Source organism: Muribaculum gordoncarteri (assembly GCF_004803695.1).
GTDB lineage: Bacteria > Bacteroidota > Bacteroidia > Bacteroidales > Muribaculaceae > Muribaculum > Muribaculum gordoncarteri.
This window is the reverse complement of sequence record NZ_CP039393.1, coordinates 62,760-80,076: the sequence shown is the minus strand read 5'-3', so window position 1 is coordinate 80,076 and position 17,317 is coordinate 62,760. Positions and strand designations below refer to the sequence as shown.

Sequence of the window (17,317 nt, the reverse complement as noted above, 5' to 3'; positions counted from 1 at the left end):
CGGCTACTCCGATCCCGGTTCTATGTGACGGTCGTCAAATTCCGACTGGAATATCTTCGGGAAGTGCTTCTTGTTGTAACGCTGCACCATGTTGGTGACATAGACCGTGAATAACGGGAACATCATCATGCCCATGCCGGCGAGTATTACGGCGAGTATCTTTCCCACAACCGTAACGGGATATATGTTGCTTCCTATGGTCGTAGCATCCATGCACGCCCACCACAGCGCCGCTCCGTAATTGGGCACCATGTTGTTGACCGGTTGCTCCTTCTCAAGGAATATAAGGCTGGCGAAATATATTACCGACAGCAATATTACGATATATGACATCAACAGCGAGGAGATGCGGTTGGTCGTCATATAGCCTATCACTATCGACAATGCCAACGCTCCTCGTGCAAGAGGGATGAATCTTATAAAATATAGCTCCTGATGCGAGAAGCTTATATTGAACATCTCTATTATGTTAAGATAGGGTATCGACAGCAGAAAGAAAAACCAGTGTCGGCGCACATATTTCCACTTGTCGTCGGCAAGGGCAAGCTCCACAAAGAAGTCAATCATGAACACGACACACACCAGGAGCTGAAATCTCATGTAATTCCTGTTTTCAAGGAAGTTTACGTTGGTGAATGTGTCTATCGATATGTATACGATCAAAGCCAGCGACAACAGCAGCACTAACACATAGAGTGAAGTCCTTAATATTCGCTTATCCCTATCCGATATTCTCATAACAGTCATTATTAGTAACTATTATAACAAGCTCCGCCCCGGTTTTGATTATGACCGGGGCGGAGAAAATATCGTCATTTAATGCCGGTTCGACAATAAATATTAACGGCTCTTATGCTTATTCCGTTATTTCGTAGTCACGGGCAAGACCGCCTTCGCCTGTTTCCTTGTATATCGAAGGCAGGTCATGGCCGGTTTGCTTCATCACCTCGACCACGCGGTCAAATGACACCCGGTGCCCGCCGTCGGTAAATGCCGAATAGAGGTTTGCATCAAGCGCACGTGCGGCTGCGTAGGCGTTACGTTCGATGCACGGAATCTGGACAAGGCCGCACACAGGGTCGCATGTCATACCGAGATGATGCTCAAGACCCATCTCGGCCGCATACTCTATCTGAGCGGGACTGCCCCCAAACAGCTGATTGGCAGCCGCTGCCGCCATGGCGCATGCTACGCCCACTTCGCCCTGACAGCCCACCTCGGCGCCGGCTATCGACGCATTGTGCTTAACGATGTTGCCTATGAGTCCGGCTGTAGCAAGCGCACGGTATATACGCGCCTCCGAGAAGTCACGGCTCTTTTTAAGATGGTAAAGCACTGCCGGCACTACTCCGCACGATCCGCAGGTCGGTGCCGTCACGATCTCTCCTCCCGAAGCGTTCTCCTCCGACACCGCAAGGGCGTAGGAGAACACCAGTCCGCGTGACTGAAGATTGGATTTATAACCCGATGCGCGCACATAGTAGGTGGCTGCGCGTCGCGGAAGATGCAGCGGGCCGGGCAGCACACCTTCGCGGTCGAGGCCGCGCTCGACACTCTTGCACATGGTGTCCCACACCTTGGCAAGATAATCCCATATTTCAGGGCCTTCACACTCCTCTACATATTCCCAGTAGGAACGGCCTGTGCGCTGACACCAGTCGAGTATCTCGGTAAGGGTGTTCATGTGATACACATCATCGCTCGCTGTAGGAGTTTCTCCCTCTTCGGCAAGCTGTCCGCCTCCCACACTGAACACCGTCCAGTTGGAAGTAACGTTACCCTCGCTGTCAAGGGCTTCAAAAAGCATTCCGTTGGGATGGAACGGCAGGAATATCTGAGGCTGCCACACTATCTCCACCGGTGCGGTAGGACTTAATGTGTCGATTATGGCACGATCGGTCATGTGACCCTTTCCGGTAGCTGCAAGACTGCCGTAAAGCGTGACACGATATGTCGATGCTCCGGGATTGCGGGCGGCAAACTGTTGAGCGGCATAACGCGGGCCCATCGTGTGGCTGCTCGACGGTCCGGTTCCTATTCTATAAAGTTCTTTTATGCTCTTCATGACATTGTTATAGTTTTGGATGCGCAAAGGTACGCATTTTTTTCTTTCTTTGCGAATGTCGGTCACATTGTTATCGAAAAGGCCGCAATCAGCTATGCTGTGTCAACGTGGAGCTACGGCGAGCTTGCGTGTTGCCGAAGTTTCGCTGCCGCCGTCGGCACTGATTGTCACCTTGTAGATATAAAGGCCATGGGAAACGCGTCCGCCGCCGTTATCCGAAAGATTCCAAACGATAGGAGCCGTGACAAACATGTCGCTGCGCCCGTTCTGGCGTGTGCTCCACACCGTGCGTCCCGACAGGTCATATACCGTCAGCTTTACTTGTAACATCGCATCAGGTCGATTGTGGCGTATGTAAAACTTGACCATATCCACTGCCGGATTGGCATCGGTGTACAGCTCAACAATGTCGGGAGCAAGTCCCTTGACCACCTTGAACGAAACAGTCGACTCGGCCATATTGTTGGAGGTGTCCCACACCCGCAGCCTGAGAGTGTGACGACCGGGCGACAGTCCCGAAAGCGGATAGGCTATCGTTCCGCTGCGACCGCCGTCACTTCCCGGACTATAGTAGTGGGGAACATCGGGACATGCCTTGTTGCCGTCAAGCATCAGCGACATCTGGTGACCTATTCCTGCATTGGATATGTTGATGCCCACATTGTCGGTGACACGTGCAATGACCATGGGCGACTCGTTGACCGTCTGTCCGTCGACAAAATCCTCGCCATTCAGTCCGAACAACTCAATTACCGGGGGCTCCTCATCGGCAATCGCCGTTTCGTCATAACCGTAGACATAGAAGTCACGGTTCACCCCCGAAGCATCGCGGCCGTCGACCGACAGGGCCGTCATGCTCAATGCCGCATGACGGAAATTTGACGATATTTCACCCGGCATGGTCACGTTTATGCTGAAATGTCCGTTTACAACAGTGTCACGCCCCGTCCACAACCGGTCGCCCTGTTGCTCGAAAATCACCTGCTTTCCATCGTTGCGCCCCTCGGTGATGGTGCTGTATTCAGCGTCATATATGGTTGAATTGACAACTCCGTTAAACGATGACACAATGCGTCCTCGGCTATCGGTGATGCGTCCTTTCATAACGAGCTGCTGACGCCCTTTCACCGTCACTTGCGAATCGGGATGTACAGCCTGCCCCGCAATAGAGTCGAGCACCGCCCTGAAAGAGGCACCGGCAGGGCGTAACGCCGGATCGCCGAGCAGTACGTAACGCAGTTTGTTGACATCGCTCGGCGAGGTGAGTTCGTTCTTGGCACGGCGCATGACCTCACCCACGGGAAGCAGCTCGCCTGACTCGTCGCGTCGCGTCATCATCCTCGCCGTGGCAATCGTCAGGTCACGGTTATAGGTCATGTAGACAGGACGGGTGGCAGCCACCGCTCCTATTATTCCTCCGGGCTTCATGAACAGCAGTTCGGCACCCGACTGTCCGTCGGCATCCCATCGCAGGAAGTCACACGTAGCAGCAAAAAGCAGCGGCTGACGGCGCAGGTTCATGTCACGTATGTCATCGGCTGTAAGCAGCCCCTCACCAGTCCATGAGTAGGTTGTGGCGTGACCTACAAACCACCACCAGCAAGTACCCCTGCCAAGCAGCCTCATCATCCTGTCGTGAGCTTCCACGGCTACTTTGTCGACAAGCGGCGACGCATCCACATACACCTTGTGATAGAGCATCTCACGGCCGCCGTCGTCAGTCGACATCAATTGATTGTATATCCGCTCCATCTGCTCGGTATGCTCTCCGTTGTCACCGTCATCGGCTGTCATTACCATGTTTATCTTCCAATCGCTCTCGTCGTTGTCGCCGTTGATGTAGGCCGAAATCTTATCGACCGCCATGCGCGCCTCCGTGTCCGATGTGACGGGAATGCGCCCCACTGCTATACAGTGATAGTCACTTCCCGGATTCACGCCCGACCCGTCGAGCAGAAATGCGAGATAGTCCTCGGTGGTATAGGAAGTGTTGTCCGACGACCCGTCGACACTCTGCCACTGCGGAAGTATAGGATAGCCCGTCGCCTGAGCCGAGGCCGTTATGCGCCGGTGGTCATGATGTCCGCGCCCCAACATGAGCGCATACTTCAGCTTGCTCGGAGCAGACGCACTACCCCCTCCGCGATCCCACAGCATCTTAAGCATACGCCTGAAGGCATTGAAGTCAGGAGCTCCCGAGGCAAACTCATTGTAGACATCCTCGGCGGCCACCACAGCCACATCAAGGTTGTCTGACGAGTTACGGTGCAGGGCGGCAAGCGATTCGGCATAACTCGACCAACGCTTAGGGGTGAAAATCACCATATCGGGCACCGCCATGGCATGGAGGTCGCTGTTATATACCTCACCGGCGAGTACCGGCGACTTCATGTCGGCATCGGGATTCCATGCGACATATCGCCGCAATCCCCTGCTTGAGGCTGTCCACTTGGCCGTTCCATGCGACACAGCAGCGTCAACTTTCAAGAACCGACGCGCATCGGTCACATCCCATATACGCGTATCGTCACGCACGCCCTCAAGAATCAACGACAGTGACGAGTGGCTGAATGTCAGCACACCGTCGGTCATCGCCAGCCTGCGGTTATAGTTGACCGTTATGCGGTCGAGGCGCGCCAGTGCCGCCTGACCTTTGGTCGAGAAGTCGAGGCCGAGCGTCAGCACATCGCCATCAACGGTTATGTCATGCGACATTTCGGCTATGCGGTAGTGTTGGTGACTGTCATTGGGCCCCGCGGCAATCGAGGTGACGGGCGACACTCCCGACCCGTTGACGCTTAATGCCAATGTCGAAGCTCCCTTCACATTTTTCACTGCAAACCGGCAACCCGTCCACACGTTGTCATCTGACTTTCCTGTGAGATCAAATACAAATTCGGCACTCCGTTGAAACCGGAAATCCTCTCCGAGCATTTCATGTCCCGTGGCACCGGGCGACACCAGGTCGATTTCATGCGACAACACCTCGGTAAACGAAGTGACGCCGTTGACTGCTCCGGGAATCCCCGTCCTGCCGGGCTCAGCGGGTTCCGATTCTCCAAGGAAGTAATAGGCAGCATCGGTGTAGCCGTTCTTGTGCATGACATAACGCCCATTCGACACCGTAAGCCCCTCGGCTCCCCGCGCATAGAACACAAGACCGCGGGATGTAACCTCACACGGAGCTTGCGGAAGGTCGTCGATGTAATCCGACTCCAAAAGTGCGTCACCTGCCGGTTCGGCACCGTAACCGTAGACGCTCACGCGCGTCACATCGTGGAATCCCCACCGCTCAAGGTCGTCAAGGCTTATGCGATACATGCCCTCCGACATGACCTTCAACTTGACCCACCGGCCATGTGACAGCACCGAATGTCGGGCGTAACTGTCGGGCGCAAAAGCCCTTACCGCCGGCGCCGACAAAAGCGACACCGCGGCAAGCACGATCCGTAATACTATGTATATGCGCTCCGACATAAACGTTGCTATCACTAAAACGTAAATCATCGTCACTTATTGTCATCCCACATTCATGTCACGCTTGCAATGCGTTAACCCTATTTCACAATGTCAACCGATGAAAAAATAACATCGGATAGTTGTTGTTACGGAAAAAAGTCGTACCTTTGTGCCCGGGTAAGTCCTACACGACCAGCTCCCCGGGAACTCCGCCAGGCCTTGACCGGAGCAACGGTACCGGGCTGTAGCGGTGCGATGTAGTAAGCTTACCCTTTTTTTGTATCCCTTTCTAAACTCTTTTAACTATTGTGAATCAAACATCAATCATTTACAATGTGTTATATAGACAAGAAAGGGAACTCGACCGGGATATCAATCCCACTTCACTGTAAGCGGATGAAATCGCCGCTAATCGTAGTCCCCTGATGTATACAGCTAAGATAAAGGCGACCCCCGACGCGTGAGGTCGCCTTTCCTTTAAAATACATCACTACCCACAGCCTCCAATGGTAGAGAACTACACGGCATATTGCAATTACCTATTACTATATCATGTGATTATAAATAATTTTTTTATCTTTGCGGAAGAACTCAAACGATAAAAACTTTACGCATAAATAGATTTTTTATTTAACGATTATCATATTATCACAAAAATTTATATCACCATGAAATTAGACAATGTAAAAGCGATTTACAAATATGGCGACAAAATCTATGCAAGTATGTCATCAGGTGCCATATTATGTTTTATAGGTTCAAAACCTATACAGATTGGCGGAATCAAAGATTGTGAAGTAACACAACTTCGAGCAACTGACAAAGAGCTAATCGGTCTTGGGGAAATGGCCAAATACGATAATCCTGTAGTGCTAATATGCAAAACAACCGGAGAGGGCAAAACAGACGCCGGTTTATGCAATTTCACAACGATAATAGCGCCCGATTTGGCAGTGGATAATGACGGTATGCTATGCCGACGCAACAATGATAATTATTGGGAAGGAGTTATGGCTATGGGAATACTTGATAGTCGACCACTAACATTTGATTATATTAAAACAACAGATTCGGAATACTTAGCAATATCGCGTGATGGTACAATATATACATTAGACCCCAAGAATTTGCCAGAAATAGATACATTTCATTGGGATGGACATTTTATGCAAGAAGTACATCAGCAAATGAATAATGATAACAATGAAAATTCCAATAATGACGATGAAGATAACAAATCCGGTATTGTTGTTATAAATTATATTGACGATTTTGAACAGGATGAAGAAGAGGAAAAAGAAGAGAAAGCCATGTCTATTTTCAATAGCATCATTCCCCAAAATCTACCTATAACCGGACACCATCCTTTAGTTCAATTGAATTTTCTCAAACTTTATAATCGTGGAGAAGGAAAAGCTCCATTAGTAGTTACAGCAGGCCGCGATCATAGGTTCATGGTACATACATTTGATACTCACGAACAGCTTATAGACACTGATTGGATAGACCCATTCCCATATTGTGGCACAATATGCGGTAACAACGCATATATAGGATGCCGTGACGGATTAATTGTCGTAATGAATCTCGTCGACTTTACATGGACAATCGTTAATACGGGGCTTGATTTCGGATTCTATGAAGCAACATCCAATAAAGACAAAATCGCGTTTTCCACAACCGACAACTCAGTTATTATTCTAAATAATAGTACATTTTAAGTCCTTGATGCCATATCTGTAGAAAGCGGTATCCAAGCAATAGAGATGGCAGATTGCGGCCTATTTGTACTTGACCGCAACGAAACATTAACAATATATCAATAGCCTATTTGAAAATATCTCAGCCACTAACAAAACAGCAGTAATGCGTTTTATAAGAATTATACGAGTTTTCATAAGCTCTACATTTGCCGATATGCAGCGGGAACGCACTTTACTGCATAAACATGTACTTCCTATAATAAAAGATTATTGTAGGAAGTATGGTTGGGATTTTGAATTTGTAGATTTACGTTGGGGCATAACTGAAGAACAAGCTGATGAAAATCTAACATTACAAATATGCCTAAACGAGATTAAACTTTGTCAGGAAATATCACCCCGCCCAAATTTTCTAATACTTGCCGGAGAGAGATATGGGTGGATACCGGATACTGACCACATACCAATAGAACTATGGAATAATATCATCTCATTTAGCTCTGAAAAAGAACAACTGGCGTTAGAAACTGTTTACCGCCTTGACAATAATGCATTTCCACCGGAACTAAAGCTGAAATCAACAAAAGAAGTCAAAGCTATTGATCTAAACACTGCTCGAGAAGCCATACTGAAATACGGAGATATCAACAAAGAATTTAGACAACAATATTTACGCTCAGCCACTGAAAGTGAAATATATTTAGGCCTCTTAAATCAAGAAGAACTTAAATACAATGTAGGACTTTATAAACGCATTCTGAAGAATATTCCGTACGATAAACTATCTTTATTTAAAGATGGAAACAATAGACAGACAGAACTCGTAAGACAACTAGAAAAATTTTTACCAGCAACAAATTGTATCGAAACAACAATAGAATTCAATGAGTACAGCAATGGTGCTTTTGACAATAAGTTCTGTCAAGATGTCAGTGAACTTCTATTACAATTGGTAGACCGTGAAATTCAAGAACACAAGGGTCTTGATTCCCATATGGAAGAGCTACTAATACAACGTAAAGAAAGCGAAAAATATGCACGAAACTATCCTCTACTATCGGGAGCGAGCTCAGATGTATTGAAAACATCCCTACAACACTATCGCATAACTGTAATTCATGGCAGCGAAGCTCACGACTCAGGAGCTTTACTATCAAGAGTCGGACTCGATACATCAGAAGCAATTATAAGACATGCCGGGATAAGTGCAATGTCTTCCTCCGGGAAAATGATATTATGTTCAATATACCGTGAAATAACAGAGAAGAATATAGCACCAGATATAAGTGACGAGGAGCTATTTTCAAAAATGAGGACAGGTTTATCTGTTAATAGTAACAAATCCCTCATCATATTAATAAGCAATGTTGACAAATTAGAGCCAGATGACATTCTATTCACATTATCATGGCTTCCAAATATAAATGTTGCTCCGAAATTAAAAATTGTTCTGGCAGGAGAAGACAAAAAAGTAAAGAACTTAGCATTCCGTAAAGATACGGTTTACATAGATCTATTGCCAGCCAAAGTTGATGACATTCATAAAGCAATAAGAAAAAGATTGTCAGAAACAGGACGCAGAATAACCGAAACACAAGAAGTTTCATTAGCTCGCCTGTTGGGAAATGCCCACACTCCATTGCCACAAATTTTTGAAGTAATAACTAACCGATGTATTGATTTAAAGTCATGGGATAACATTCCGGAATTAATAAATTCAGGAGAAGAACTTATTAAACGATTTTGGAGAGAACTTACTGATCCACGTTCAGGAGATCCGTTATTTGCACAATTATCCTTGGGTCTGCTTATTTTCATAAAAGGAGGCATTACAGATGAAGAACTACTTCAAATTGTCGCTCTTGATGACGAGCTATATAATAGACTAAACGACAACTACGGACATAGAATCGTATCCTCGGAAAGAAAGATACCGATTGCATTATGGTCTAATCTCTATTTTCGTTTATCTCCGCTATTAGTTAGCGGCACAGTAGGAACTGGGATGTACAATACTTTACGAGGAACTATTGTGGCATCATCCTTAGCCGATTACTTAGGCGAAAGTATACATTCACGAGTTCTTGACCTTTCTTTAAAATATTTCAATGATGAAAAAAGGAAAAACAGCAATCACGCTCTCGATCTATTGCCTTGGTTATTTGCTGAAAATAATCAAAATGAACAAATTGTAGAGCTATTACTCGATAACAGCTTCTGTAATTTAAAGATTGCTTCTGGCAAAATTGACGGACTCGCTTCAGATATTGATATTGCATTAAAAATACCTAATGCATACAATCATGACGAACTTCTCTTAAGAAAGTCATTTCTCTCTTCAGAGAGAGCCACGCTATGCACTTACTGCCGTATAGCGCCACGCACATTTTCTCGGGAACTTGACAAATACCGGACAAATTGCAAAATATCAATCGGAGATTATAAGGTTAGTCGGAGGCGTCTTATGAGACAAAAATACAACAGAGTGTGTACTGCTGGAGGTGGCAAATTACTCATTGCAATTAACGAAGAACCCGTAATATACTGCTATGTCTATGATTTATATAGTATGAAACTTATTGCTGGAACAGAATTGGCGATGCTGGAAGTTACAGACTATCCGAGAGCTAAACCATTCTTCTCTAAAGTAACGGAAGCAACAATATCGTTAGATGGACGCTTTATCGGCATGCTATGTGATCCTGGATTAGTTATAAAATGGGAGATTGGCACCAGTGAACCGGAATTATTCAAAATAAGAGGAGAGGATGGATACGAAGCACATATTAAATCTCCGGTTTTCATTGGAGAAAAATTATTCTATTATATGTCACAACATTGGGAAGAAAAAGAACAAATAATGCATGACGGAACTTGCTTTTTCACCGATGAAACTTTATGGCAATATGAAAACCTATTCTCTAATGGAACTGATGAAACACTTTTAGCAATAAACAATTATGGAATGCACCACTGTTTTAATATAAAAGAAGGGAGTTCTACTTTCTCGGAAATAGAGAACAAAGGAGAACTACACGGAGAGTGGAAACTTATTGCATTTGACCCATTCAGTTGGAATATATATGTTAGACATGAAGATAAGAGCAATCCTATCGGCTCCCTTAATCTTATCTCGAATACATTATCTAATAAAATGTTAGGGACAGAATTAGAAAGCTTTTGTTTTTCCGGTTGGGCCTCCGAAAATAAGAAACTACTCGCTGTAATTACAATCTCATCTGAAATAGTATTTTTTAATTTAGACAACGGGATGGAAATTGGACGTATTTCCGGAGTGGATGCCATTATGCCTAAAGTAATATATCTATCTGATAAATCTTTTCTTACCATAGGCAATGATGTACAGCTCTGGGAAATTAATACATAACTAATTTTTGCCCTATCTCTTCAATTACTTATGCATAATTAAACAATCGCGGGGCTGTAAGCATTATTCTTTTATCCCGGTGCGACAGTATTCTAAGAGGAGGGATGAAGAGTCATGTGACTGTCGCACCGGATGCTTGACAATTTATGTTGATATCAAACTTATGGATACTCTTACAAAACTATCGTTCCGACCCGTCACAATCGACGCTGTTCCGGCATTAAGGGAGATTCTCCGAAAGGCCGAAAGCCGCACCTGTGACTACACCATAGCCGGATTGCTGATGTGGAGCGACTATTTCCACTATCAATACGACATAGTCGACAACACACTTTTCATAAAAGGCGTGTCGGAGAACGACACAGCCGTTCCTGCATTCTCGATGCCGATAGGCGACATGGCACTGCGTGACGCAATATCGCTTGTTTTCGACTACTGCCGTCACCACAACTTGCCCGTTCAATTTTCGGCCGTACCCGAGGACCGGCTGTCGGACTTCTACTGCCTTGGCCCGTGCCGCATAGAGGAGTTGACCGACTGGGCCGACTACCTCTACAACGCAGCCGACCTCGCTACCCTTCAGGGTAACAAATACAGCAAAAAGCGCAATCACGTAAACCGGTTCATCGCCGACAATCCCGACTATGACTACCGTCCGCTCACCATCGACAACATCGAGGCGGTGAAGGAGTTCTACCATCGCACGACACTGCAGCCCGATGCCTCGCAGGAGCTCGCCGATGCCGAACGCGAACAGGTGTTCAACGTTCTCGACAACTATCAGCGGTTTCCCTTTGAGGGCGCTGTGTTATCGACCCACCGGCACGGCATCGTGGCATTCACCATAGGCGAGATAATAGGCGACACGCTCTATGTACACATCGAGAAGATGAACCACACCATACCGGGTGCGGGTGAAACGATCAACAAGCTGTTTGCCGCCGACATGACGACCCGTCACGGCGTCAATTACATAAACCGCGAAGAGGATGTAGGCGACGAGGGGCTGCGCAAGGCCAAATTGTCATATCATCCCGTAATGTTGCTCAAAAAGTACAATCTGTCAATCGAGAACCCGAAAGCATAGGTGGAGTTACAAAAGTTTTTATTAACTTTACGTTATAACTCTTCACCTATAGCGTCATGAAACTACAACTTCCTCCACGGCTTGACGGGTCACGCGACACCATCGTCGCCGACAACAGGCGAATCATCGTTATCGGAGCCAACGGAGCCGGAAAAACGCGCTTCACCGAGCGCTTCATCTCCGAGCTCGACTCCCCGGTCTTCAGGCTTTCGGCCTTGAAGGCTCTATATCGTTGTGACACGCCCGACAATCTCCCCGGCTCGATCGATTCACGTTACGTGGAGGCCACATCGCAGTCATCGTTCATCCGAAGCGACAACGCCACCCAGTTTGAACGGCTCACCACCCTGATGCTCTACGATGAAGTGCTAAACCTTATCGCCCACAAGGTCACAAACGCCGACAGCAAGCCCGTGCCGCTGCCCGAGAGTCACCTCGACCGCGTGATAAAGGCTTGGCAGGAGGTATTCCCCGAAAACAAGGTGTTGCGTGAAGGCGGCAAGCTGCTCTTCAGACGCAACAACGACGCAGCCGAAGCCTACTCCTCACTTAAACTTTCCGACGGCGAAAAGGCCGTACTCTACTACTTCGGAGCGTTACAATACGCCCCCGAGAAGGCCGTCATATTTGTCGACAGCCCGGGAATGTTCCTTCACCCCTCAATCACAGGTTTCATCTGGGATAAAGTCGAGTCGATGCGCCCCGACTGCACATTTGTCTACACCACCCACGATGTCGAATTCCTGTCGGCACAGCGTGGCAACGCCATTATATGGGTGCGGGGATATGACGCAGCAAAACAGACATGGGACTATGCAGTTCTGCCTCCCAACTCCTCAATAAGCGAAGACCTCTATGCCACCCTCGTGGGCGCACGCAAGCCGGTGCTCTTCATCGAAGGTGACGCTACCCACTCCATCGACGCAAAGCTCTATCCGCTGGTGTTCACCGACTATACGGTAAAGTCGCTCGGCAGCTGCAACAAGGTCATCGAGGCGACACGCACGTTCAACGACCTGAACGCATTCCACCACCTCGACAGTCACGGAATAGTCGACCGCGACCGCCGCGACGCCCAAGAGGTGAAGTATCTGCGTGACAAAAAAATTTTCGTACCCGATGTGGCCGAAATCGAAAACATATTGATGCTCGAAGGGGTGATTCGCACTGTAGCACGCCGTCACCACCGCAACGAGAACCGGGTATTTGAGCATGTCAAGAAATCGATTCTCGGACAGTTTAAGCACGACATACGCCAGCAGGCCCTGCTGCACACTCGACATCGCGTAAAACGAATCATGGAGTATCGCATCGACGGTCGCTTCCCCAACATCAACAAGCTGGAGGAGCACATGGCCAATCTCGTCAACGAAATTAACCCGAGAGCAATGTACGAGAACTTCTGTAAGGAATTTCACCGTTACGTGGTCAACGGCGACTACCAGTCGGTGCTTCGCGTCTACAACCAGAAGTCGATGCTCCCCGGATCGAATGTCGCCGCACTGTGCGGACTCAACAACAAGGACAGTTACATTAACGATATAATAAAAATACTAAAAGAGAACGGACGCGACGCCGAATGTATAAGACGCGCCATAGTGCACTGTTTCGGAATCGATGAAACCGAGGCTTCGGCTCCGCGACCCGACATAAGTGCCATCAATGATGATTAAGTGCTGGATTGAAGCCATGAGGCTGCGCACGCTTCCCGTGTCGGTAGCCGGAGTGGTGCTTGCAATAGGATACAATCAACTCGACGGAAACTTCAAGCCGCTGCCTGCGGCGTTGTGCCTGATTTTTGCCGTACTTGCGCAGATAGCGTCAAACTTCGCCAACGAATACTATGACTACCGTGACGGACTCGACCGCGCAGGCCGCGACGGGCCCCGGCGAGGAGTGACCGAGGGCGACATAACGCCGCGTGCGATGAAAACAGCCACATTCGCCACTCTCGCGCTGGCTTGCGCCGTAGGGTGCTCGCTGATACACTGGGGAGGATGGTGGATGCTGCCCGCAGGCATACTGATTGCCTTGGGCGTAATGGCCTACTCAACCGGCCCCTACCCGCTGTCGCGTCACGGCTGGGGCGAAGTGGCGGTAGTGTTCTACTTCGGCATAATTCCTGTCAATCTCACCTACTACGTTCAATCGGGCACATTCACCGCCGAAGTTCTTGCCGGATCGGTGGCACTGGGCCTCATGATCGCCAATGTGCTCATCGTAAACAACTACCGTGACATCGACGACGACCGCGCCGTGGGCAAGCTCACTCTTGCCGTCAAGATGGGGCGCCCGTTCATGGCCACGCTATACCTGCTCAACGGCCTGATTGCCGTAGCGCTGATGTGGAAAGCCTTCACCAACATGCACGCCATTGCCTACGTGTACATCGTGCTTCACCTCATATTATGGAAGCGACTCACCCGTGTTACGGGCAAGTCGCTTAATCCTTTGCTTGGAATGACTGCGATGCTTATACTGCTCTATGCATCGGCATTCGCAATCGTGGCTACAATACAGTGACCGGGGTTATTTCAGCATTGTCGCTCACCACAGCCTTTATAAGCTCGCCGTCGGGCCTGTAGTAGATGTCGGTGTCGCTGTTTCCGACCTTTTCCACCTCTATTACATAGAAGCTGTCGTTGGCTCTTTCGTAACTCTCGATGTCGTCGATAGTCCATGTTCCATACTCGCTCTCGGCAAAAGCCTTCGACACCTCGCCGGGAATGAAGAACAGATCCTTTCCACAATCGATATTTGTCATACTCCACTTTGCCGATGAATCAAACCACACTTCATAGTCACGGAAATCCTTTGTGAAATCGGCTACAAGATATGCGCCCTTGTTTTCCCATTCCACATTTGCAGCTTCAGGAAACTTGGCAGCCAATGCCTCTACATAAGCCTGAGGGACTTTGGAGGCTGCAACATCATTGTCATCGTCATCATCGCTGCACGACGACAGCATGAACACCCCACACAATGCCAACATCATCAAAAATAGCTTGTTTTTCATAACTTTGAAATTAAATGTTTTCATTATTCTATTCAGATAATATAACACATTGGAATCCTAAAAGTTAACCATATAAGCATTTTTAACCCGATGGGGCATGAACATATACAAGTGAAGCTCACCGAACTGACGGCGAGCTTCACAGCGTTTTTTATAAACAGGATTTGATTACTTCTTGAAGAATCGGTTGTAAAGACCCTCAAAGCCCTGACCGTGACGAGCCTCGTCCTTAGCCATTTCATGAACGGTGTCATGGATAGCATCGTGACCGAGTTCCTTGGCACGCTTTGCGATGCGCATCTTGTCGGCATTGGCACCTGCCTCGGCAGCCATACGCTTTTCAAGGTTGGTCTTGGTATCCCATACCATCTCACCGAGAAGTTCGGCAAACTTTGCAGCGTGCTCAGCTTCCTCAAAAGCGTAACGCTTGAAAGCCTCGGCTACTTCGGGATAACCCTCGCGGTCGGCCTGACGCGACATTGCAAGATACATACCCACCTCGGTACACTCGCCGTTGAAGTGAGCGGTAAGGTCCTTGATCATCTCGTCGTCCGAACCCTTTGCTGCACCGATTTCATGCTCGGTTACAAACTGAAGAAGAGCGGTTTCGTCGAGTTCCTTGAACTTGCTGCGGGGAGCGCCGCACTGGGGGCACTTTTCAGGAGCTTCATTACCTTCATGAACATAACCGCAAACGGTACAAATAAATTTCTTTTTCATTTCTTTTGGTTATTAAATAATTATACGAAAAAATTTAAGTTCAATTCAATTTTGCATAACAGTCGCTGCAAAGGCCCCGGTAGCACACATCAACACGCTCTACGTGGAAGCCGCCCCGGCAATCATCGCCCGACAACGCTCCGCCAAGTTCCATATCCATTATCGCTCCGCATGAGCGGCAATAGGTGTGGGCGTGGGGATGCTCTATGAAATCAAAGTGAGCGTTACGCGAGTCGGGAGTCAGCATCGTCACTCCGCAATCGGCTGCCACAAGGCAGTTCAGAGTGTTATAGACGGTGGTCAATGACAATGACGGCATGTCATGCACCAGGGCCTCATGTATCTTCTCGACCGTTGGGTGAACCGGATTCTCCATGAGATAGCGCAATATGGCGATGCGCTGGGCCGAAGGTCTTACCCCCTTGGCCTTCAGATAATCGCTCAGTTGTGCCGTCGTCATCATTTTCATTGCAGTCAATACTGTTTTGTAATCATTACAAAGTTATAATTATTATTTGAAACATGCAAGTGTTTTACTTAATTTTTTTCATGTAACGGCACGATTTTTTTCTCGCGCACAAAAAAAGACATGGCCGTCAGCGATAGACAGCCATGTCGACATATAATCTGTAGTGTTGGATATACTATTTCAATATTCCGTGCTTCTTGAACACCTTCTGGATCTTCTCAAGGGCGGTAGTTACCTGATCCTTGGTGTGAGTGGCCATGAGGCTGAAGCGTATCAGCGTATCCTGGGGAGCCACTGCAGGCGAAACCACGGGGTTGACAAATATGCCCTCCTCGAGAAGGTCGCGAGTGATGGCAAATGTCTTGTAGTTGTCGCGGATGAAGAGCGGAATGATGGGAGTCGAGGTGTTGCCTATCTCGCAGCCCATGTTGCGGAATCCGTCAAGCGCATAGTGGGTGAGCTCCCAAAGCTGCTCCTGAAGCTGAGGCTCCTGCTGCATGATTTCAAGCGCGGCCATAGCTGCGGCAGTCGATGCGGGAGTTATGCTGGCTGTGAATATATAGGAACGTGAATGGTGACGCAGATAGTTGGTGATCGACTTGTCGCAGGCGATAAATCCGCCGAGCGATGCAAATGACTTGCTGAATGTTCCCATGATGAGATCCACATCCTTGGAAACTCCGAAATGATTGCATGTTCCGCGACCTCCGCGGCCGAACACTCCGATACCGTGAGCCTCGTCGACCATCACGCTTGCATCATACTTCTTGGCAAGACGCACTATTTCAGGAAGATTGGCTACATCGCCCTCCATCGAGAAAACGCCGTCGGTGACTATAAGCTTTACCTTTGAGGGATCGCACTTCTTCAACTGGTTTTCAAGCGACTCCATGTCATTGTGCTTGTACTTCAACGACTGAGAGAACGACAATCGACGGCCCTCGATGATGGAAGCGTGGTCCTGCTCATCCCAGAGGATGTAATCCTCACGGCCTGTCAATGTGGAAACGACACCGAGATTCACACCGAATCCGGTTGAATAGATCATAGCGTCTTCCTTTCCAACGTATTCAGCAAGCTTTGCCTCCAACTCCTTGTGGATGTCAAGCGTACCGTTCAAGAACGGCGAACCGGCACATCCCGTGCCGTACTTCTTAATTGCAGCAATGGCCGCTTCCTTGATTTTGGGATGGTTCACGAGGCCGCTGTAGCAATTGGAGCCAAACATCAGCACCTTGCGGCCATTGATTATAACCTCAGGGTCCTGTTCGCTCGATATTTCTCTAAAATAAGGATAAATGCCCGCAGCCTTAGCTTTCTGCGGTTCCTGATACTTGTCCAGTTTAGCTTGTAATAGCTTCATAGTCTATGTGTAAGTAAGCGTTTTGTGACTGACTTCTGCCTAAATGG

The 17,317-nt window shown here is 48.1% G+C and carries 12 protein-coding genes and 1 other RNA gene; 6 read left to right on the top strand and 7 right to left on the bottom strand.

The features are described 5' to 3' along the window. Positions 1–3 precede the first annotated feature (3 nt). The 3 genes from E7746_RS00325 to porU form a co-directional block, all read right to left on the bottom strand. Positions 4–738: a potassium channel family protein gene (locus E7746_RS00325; RefSeq protein ID WP_238337268.1), complete on the bottom strand. Its 735-nt coding sequence runs from the start codon at positions 736–738 to the stop codon at positions 4–6. 118 nt (positions 739–856) lie between these two features. Then, a complete protein-coding gene (locus E7746_RS00320; protein WP_136409451.1) occupies positions 857–2,065 on the bottom strand; it encodes an L-serine ammonia-lyase in 1,209 nt (402 codons plus the stop codon). 102 nt (positions 2,066–2,167) lie between these two features. Beyond that, positions 2,168–5,572, bottom strand: a complete 3,405-nt coding sequence (porU, locus tag E7746_RS00315; protein WP_136409450.1) for a type IX secretion system sortase PorU — start codon at positions 5,570–5,572, stop codon at positions 2,168–2,170. A gap of 127 nt (positions 5,573–5,699) precedes the next feature. Here porU and ffs point away from each other — a divergent pair. From ffs to menA, 6 genes are all read left to right on the top strand, one after another. Next, an RNA gene (ffs, locus tag E7746_RS00310) (signal recognition particle sRNA small type) lies at positions 5,700–5,799 on the top strand. 393 nt (positions 5,800–6,192) lie between these two features. Then, positions 6,193–7,245, top strand: coding sequence for a hypothetical protein (locus tag E7746_RS00305; protein WP_136409449.1), 1,053 nt, complete (start codon positions 6,193–6,195; stop codon positions 7,243–7,245). A 145-nt stretch (positions 7,246–7,390) separates the two neighbouring features. Next, positions 7,391–10,615 (top strand): DUF4062 domain-containing protein, encoded by a 3,225-nt coding sequence (locus E7746_RS00300; protein WP_136409448.1) that lies wholly within the window; start codon positions 7,391–7,393, stop codon positions 10,613–10,615. Between the two features lie 163 nt (positions 10,616–10,778). Then, the gene (locus tag E7746_RS00295; RefSeq protein ID WP_136409447.1) at positions 10,779–11,702 is read left to right on the top strand and encodes a DUF2156 domain-containing protein; all 924 of its coding nucleotides are present in this window, start codon (positions 10,779–10,781) and stop codon (positions 11,700–11,702) included. 56 nt (positions 11,703–11,758) lie between these two features. Beyond that, a complete protein-coding gene (locus E7746_RS00290; RefSeq protein ID WP_136409446.1) occupies positions 11,759–13,375 on the top strand; it encodes a DUF4435 domain-containing protein in 1,617 nt (538 codons plus the stop codon). Next, entirely contained in the window at positions 13,365–14,225 is an 861-nt protein-coding gene (gene menA / locus E7746_RS00285) for a 1,4-dihydroxy-2-naphthoate octaprenyltransferase (RefSeq protein ID WP_238337267.1), read from the top strand. Before E7746_RS00290 ends, menA begins: the two co-directional genes overlap by 11 nt. Here menA and E7746_RS00280 read toward each other — a convergent pair. The 4 genes from E7746_RS00280 to spt all read right to left on the bottom strand — a co-directional run bounded on the left by E7746_RS00280 (position 14,212) and on the right by spt (position 17,270). Next, a complete protein-coding gene (locus E7746_RS00280; protein WP_168184263.1) occupies positions 14,212–14,718 on the bottom strand; it encodes a PepSY-like domain-containing protein in 507 nt (168 codons plus the stop codon). The genes menA and E7746_RS00280 overlap by 14 nt on opposite strands. A gap of 168 nt (positions 14,719–14,886) precedes the next feature. Then, positions 14,887–15,438, bottom strand: a complete 552-nt coding sequence (locus E7746_RS00275; RefSeq protein WP_123395075.1) for an NADH peroxidase — start codon at positions 15,436–15,438, stop codon at positions 14,887–14,889. Between the two features lie 40 nt (positions 15,439–15,478). Next, complete coding sequence (locus E7746_RS00270; RefSeq protein ID WP_136409444.1) at positions 15,479–15,907, bottom strand: Fur family transcriptional regulator; 429 nt, start codon at positions 15,905–15,907, stop codon at positions 15,479–15,481. A 175-nt stretch (positions 15,908–16,082) separates the two neighbouring features. Continuing rightward, positions 16,083–17,270 carry a serine palmitoyltransferase gene (spt, locus tag E7746_RS00265; RefSeq protein WP_136409443.1) on the bottom strand — a complete coding sequence of 396 codons (1,188 nt, stop codon included), beginning with the start codon at positions 17,268–17,270 and terminating at the stop codon, positions 16,083–16,085. Positions 17,271–17,317 lie beyond the last annotated feature (47 nt).

What these genes read in the sequence shown, in the direction of transcription:
- E7746_RS00320 (WP_136409451.1), bottom strand. Translation starts at nt 2,065, where the DNA reads ATGAAGAGCATAAAAGAACTTTATAGAATAGGAACCGGACCGTCGAGC.
- porU (WP_136409450.1), bottom strand. Translation starts at nt 5,572, where the DNA reads ATGATTTACGTTTTAGTGATAGCAACGTTTATGTCGGAGCGCATATAC.
- E7746_RS00290 (WP_136409446.1), top strand. Translation starts at nt 11,759, where the DNA reads ATGAAACTACAACTTCCTCCACGGCTTGACGGGTCACGCGACACCATC.
- E7746_RS00295 (WP_136409447.1), top strand. Translation starts at nt 10,779, where the DNA reads ATGGATACTCTTACAAAACTATCGTTCCGACCCGTCACAATCGACGCT.
- menA (WP_238337267.1), top strand. Translation starts at nt 13,365, where the DNA reads ATGATGATTAAGTGCTGGATTGAAGCCATGAGGCTGCGCACGCTTCCC.
- E7746_RS00325 (WP_238337268.1), bottom strand. Translation starts at nt 738, where the DNA reads ATGAGAATATCGGATAGGGATAAGCGAATATTAAGGACTTCACTCTAT.
- E7746_RS00300 (WP_136409448.1), top strand. Translation starts at nt 7,391, where the DNA reads ATGCGTTTTATAAGAATTATACGAGTTTTCATAAGCTCTACATTTGCC.
- spt (WP_136409443.1), bottom strand. Translation starts at nt 17,270, where the DNA reads ATGAAGCTATTACAAGCTAAACTGGACAAGTATCAGGAACCGCAGAAA.
- E7746_RS00305 (WP_136409449.1), top strand. Translation starts at nt 6,193, where the DNA reads ATGAAATTAGACAATGTAAAAGCGATTTACAAATATGGCGACAAAATC.
- E7746_RS00280 (WP_168184263.1), bottom strand. Translation starts at nt 14,718, where the DNA reads ATGAAAAACAAGCTATTTTTGATGATGTTGGCATTGTGTGGGGTGTTC.
- E7746_RS00275 (WP_123395075.1), bottom strand. Translation starts at nt 15,438, where the DNA reads ATGAAAAAGAAATTTATTTGTACCGTTTGCGGTTATGTTCATGAAGGT.
- E7746_RS00270 (WP_136409444.1), bottom strand. Translation starts at nt 15,907, where the DNA reads ATGAAAATGATGACGACGGCACAACTGAGCGATTATCTGAAGGCCAAG.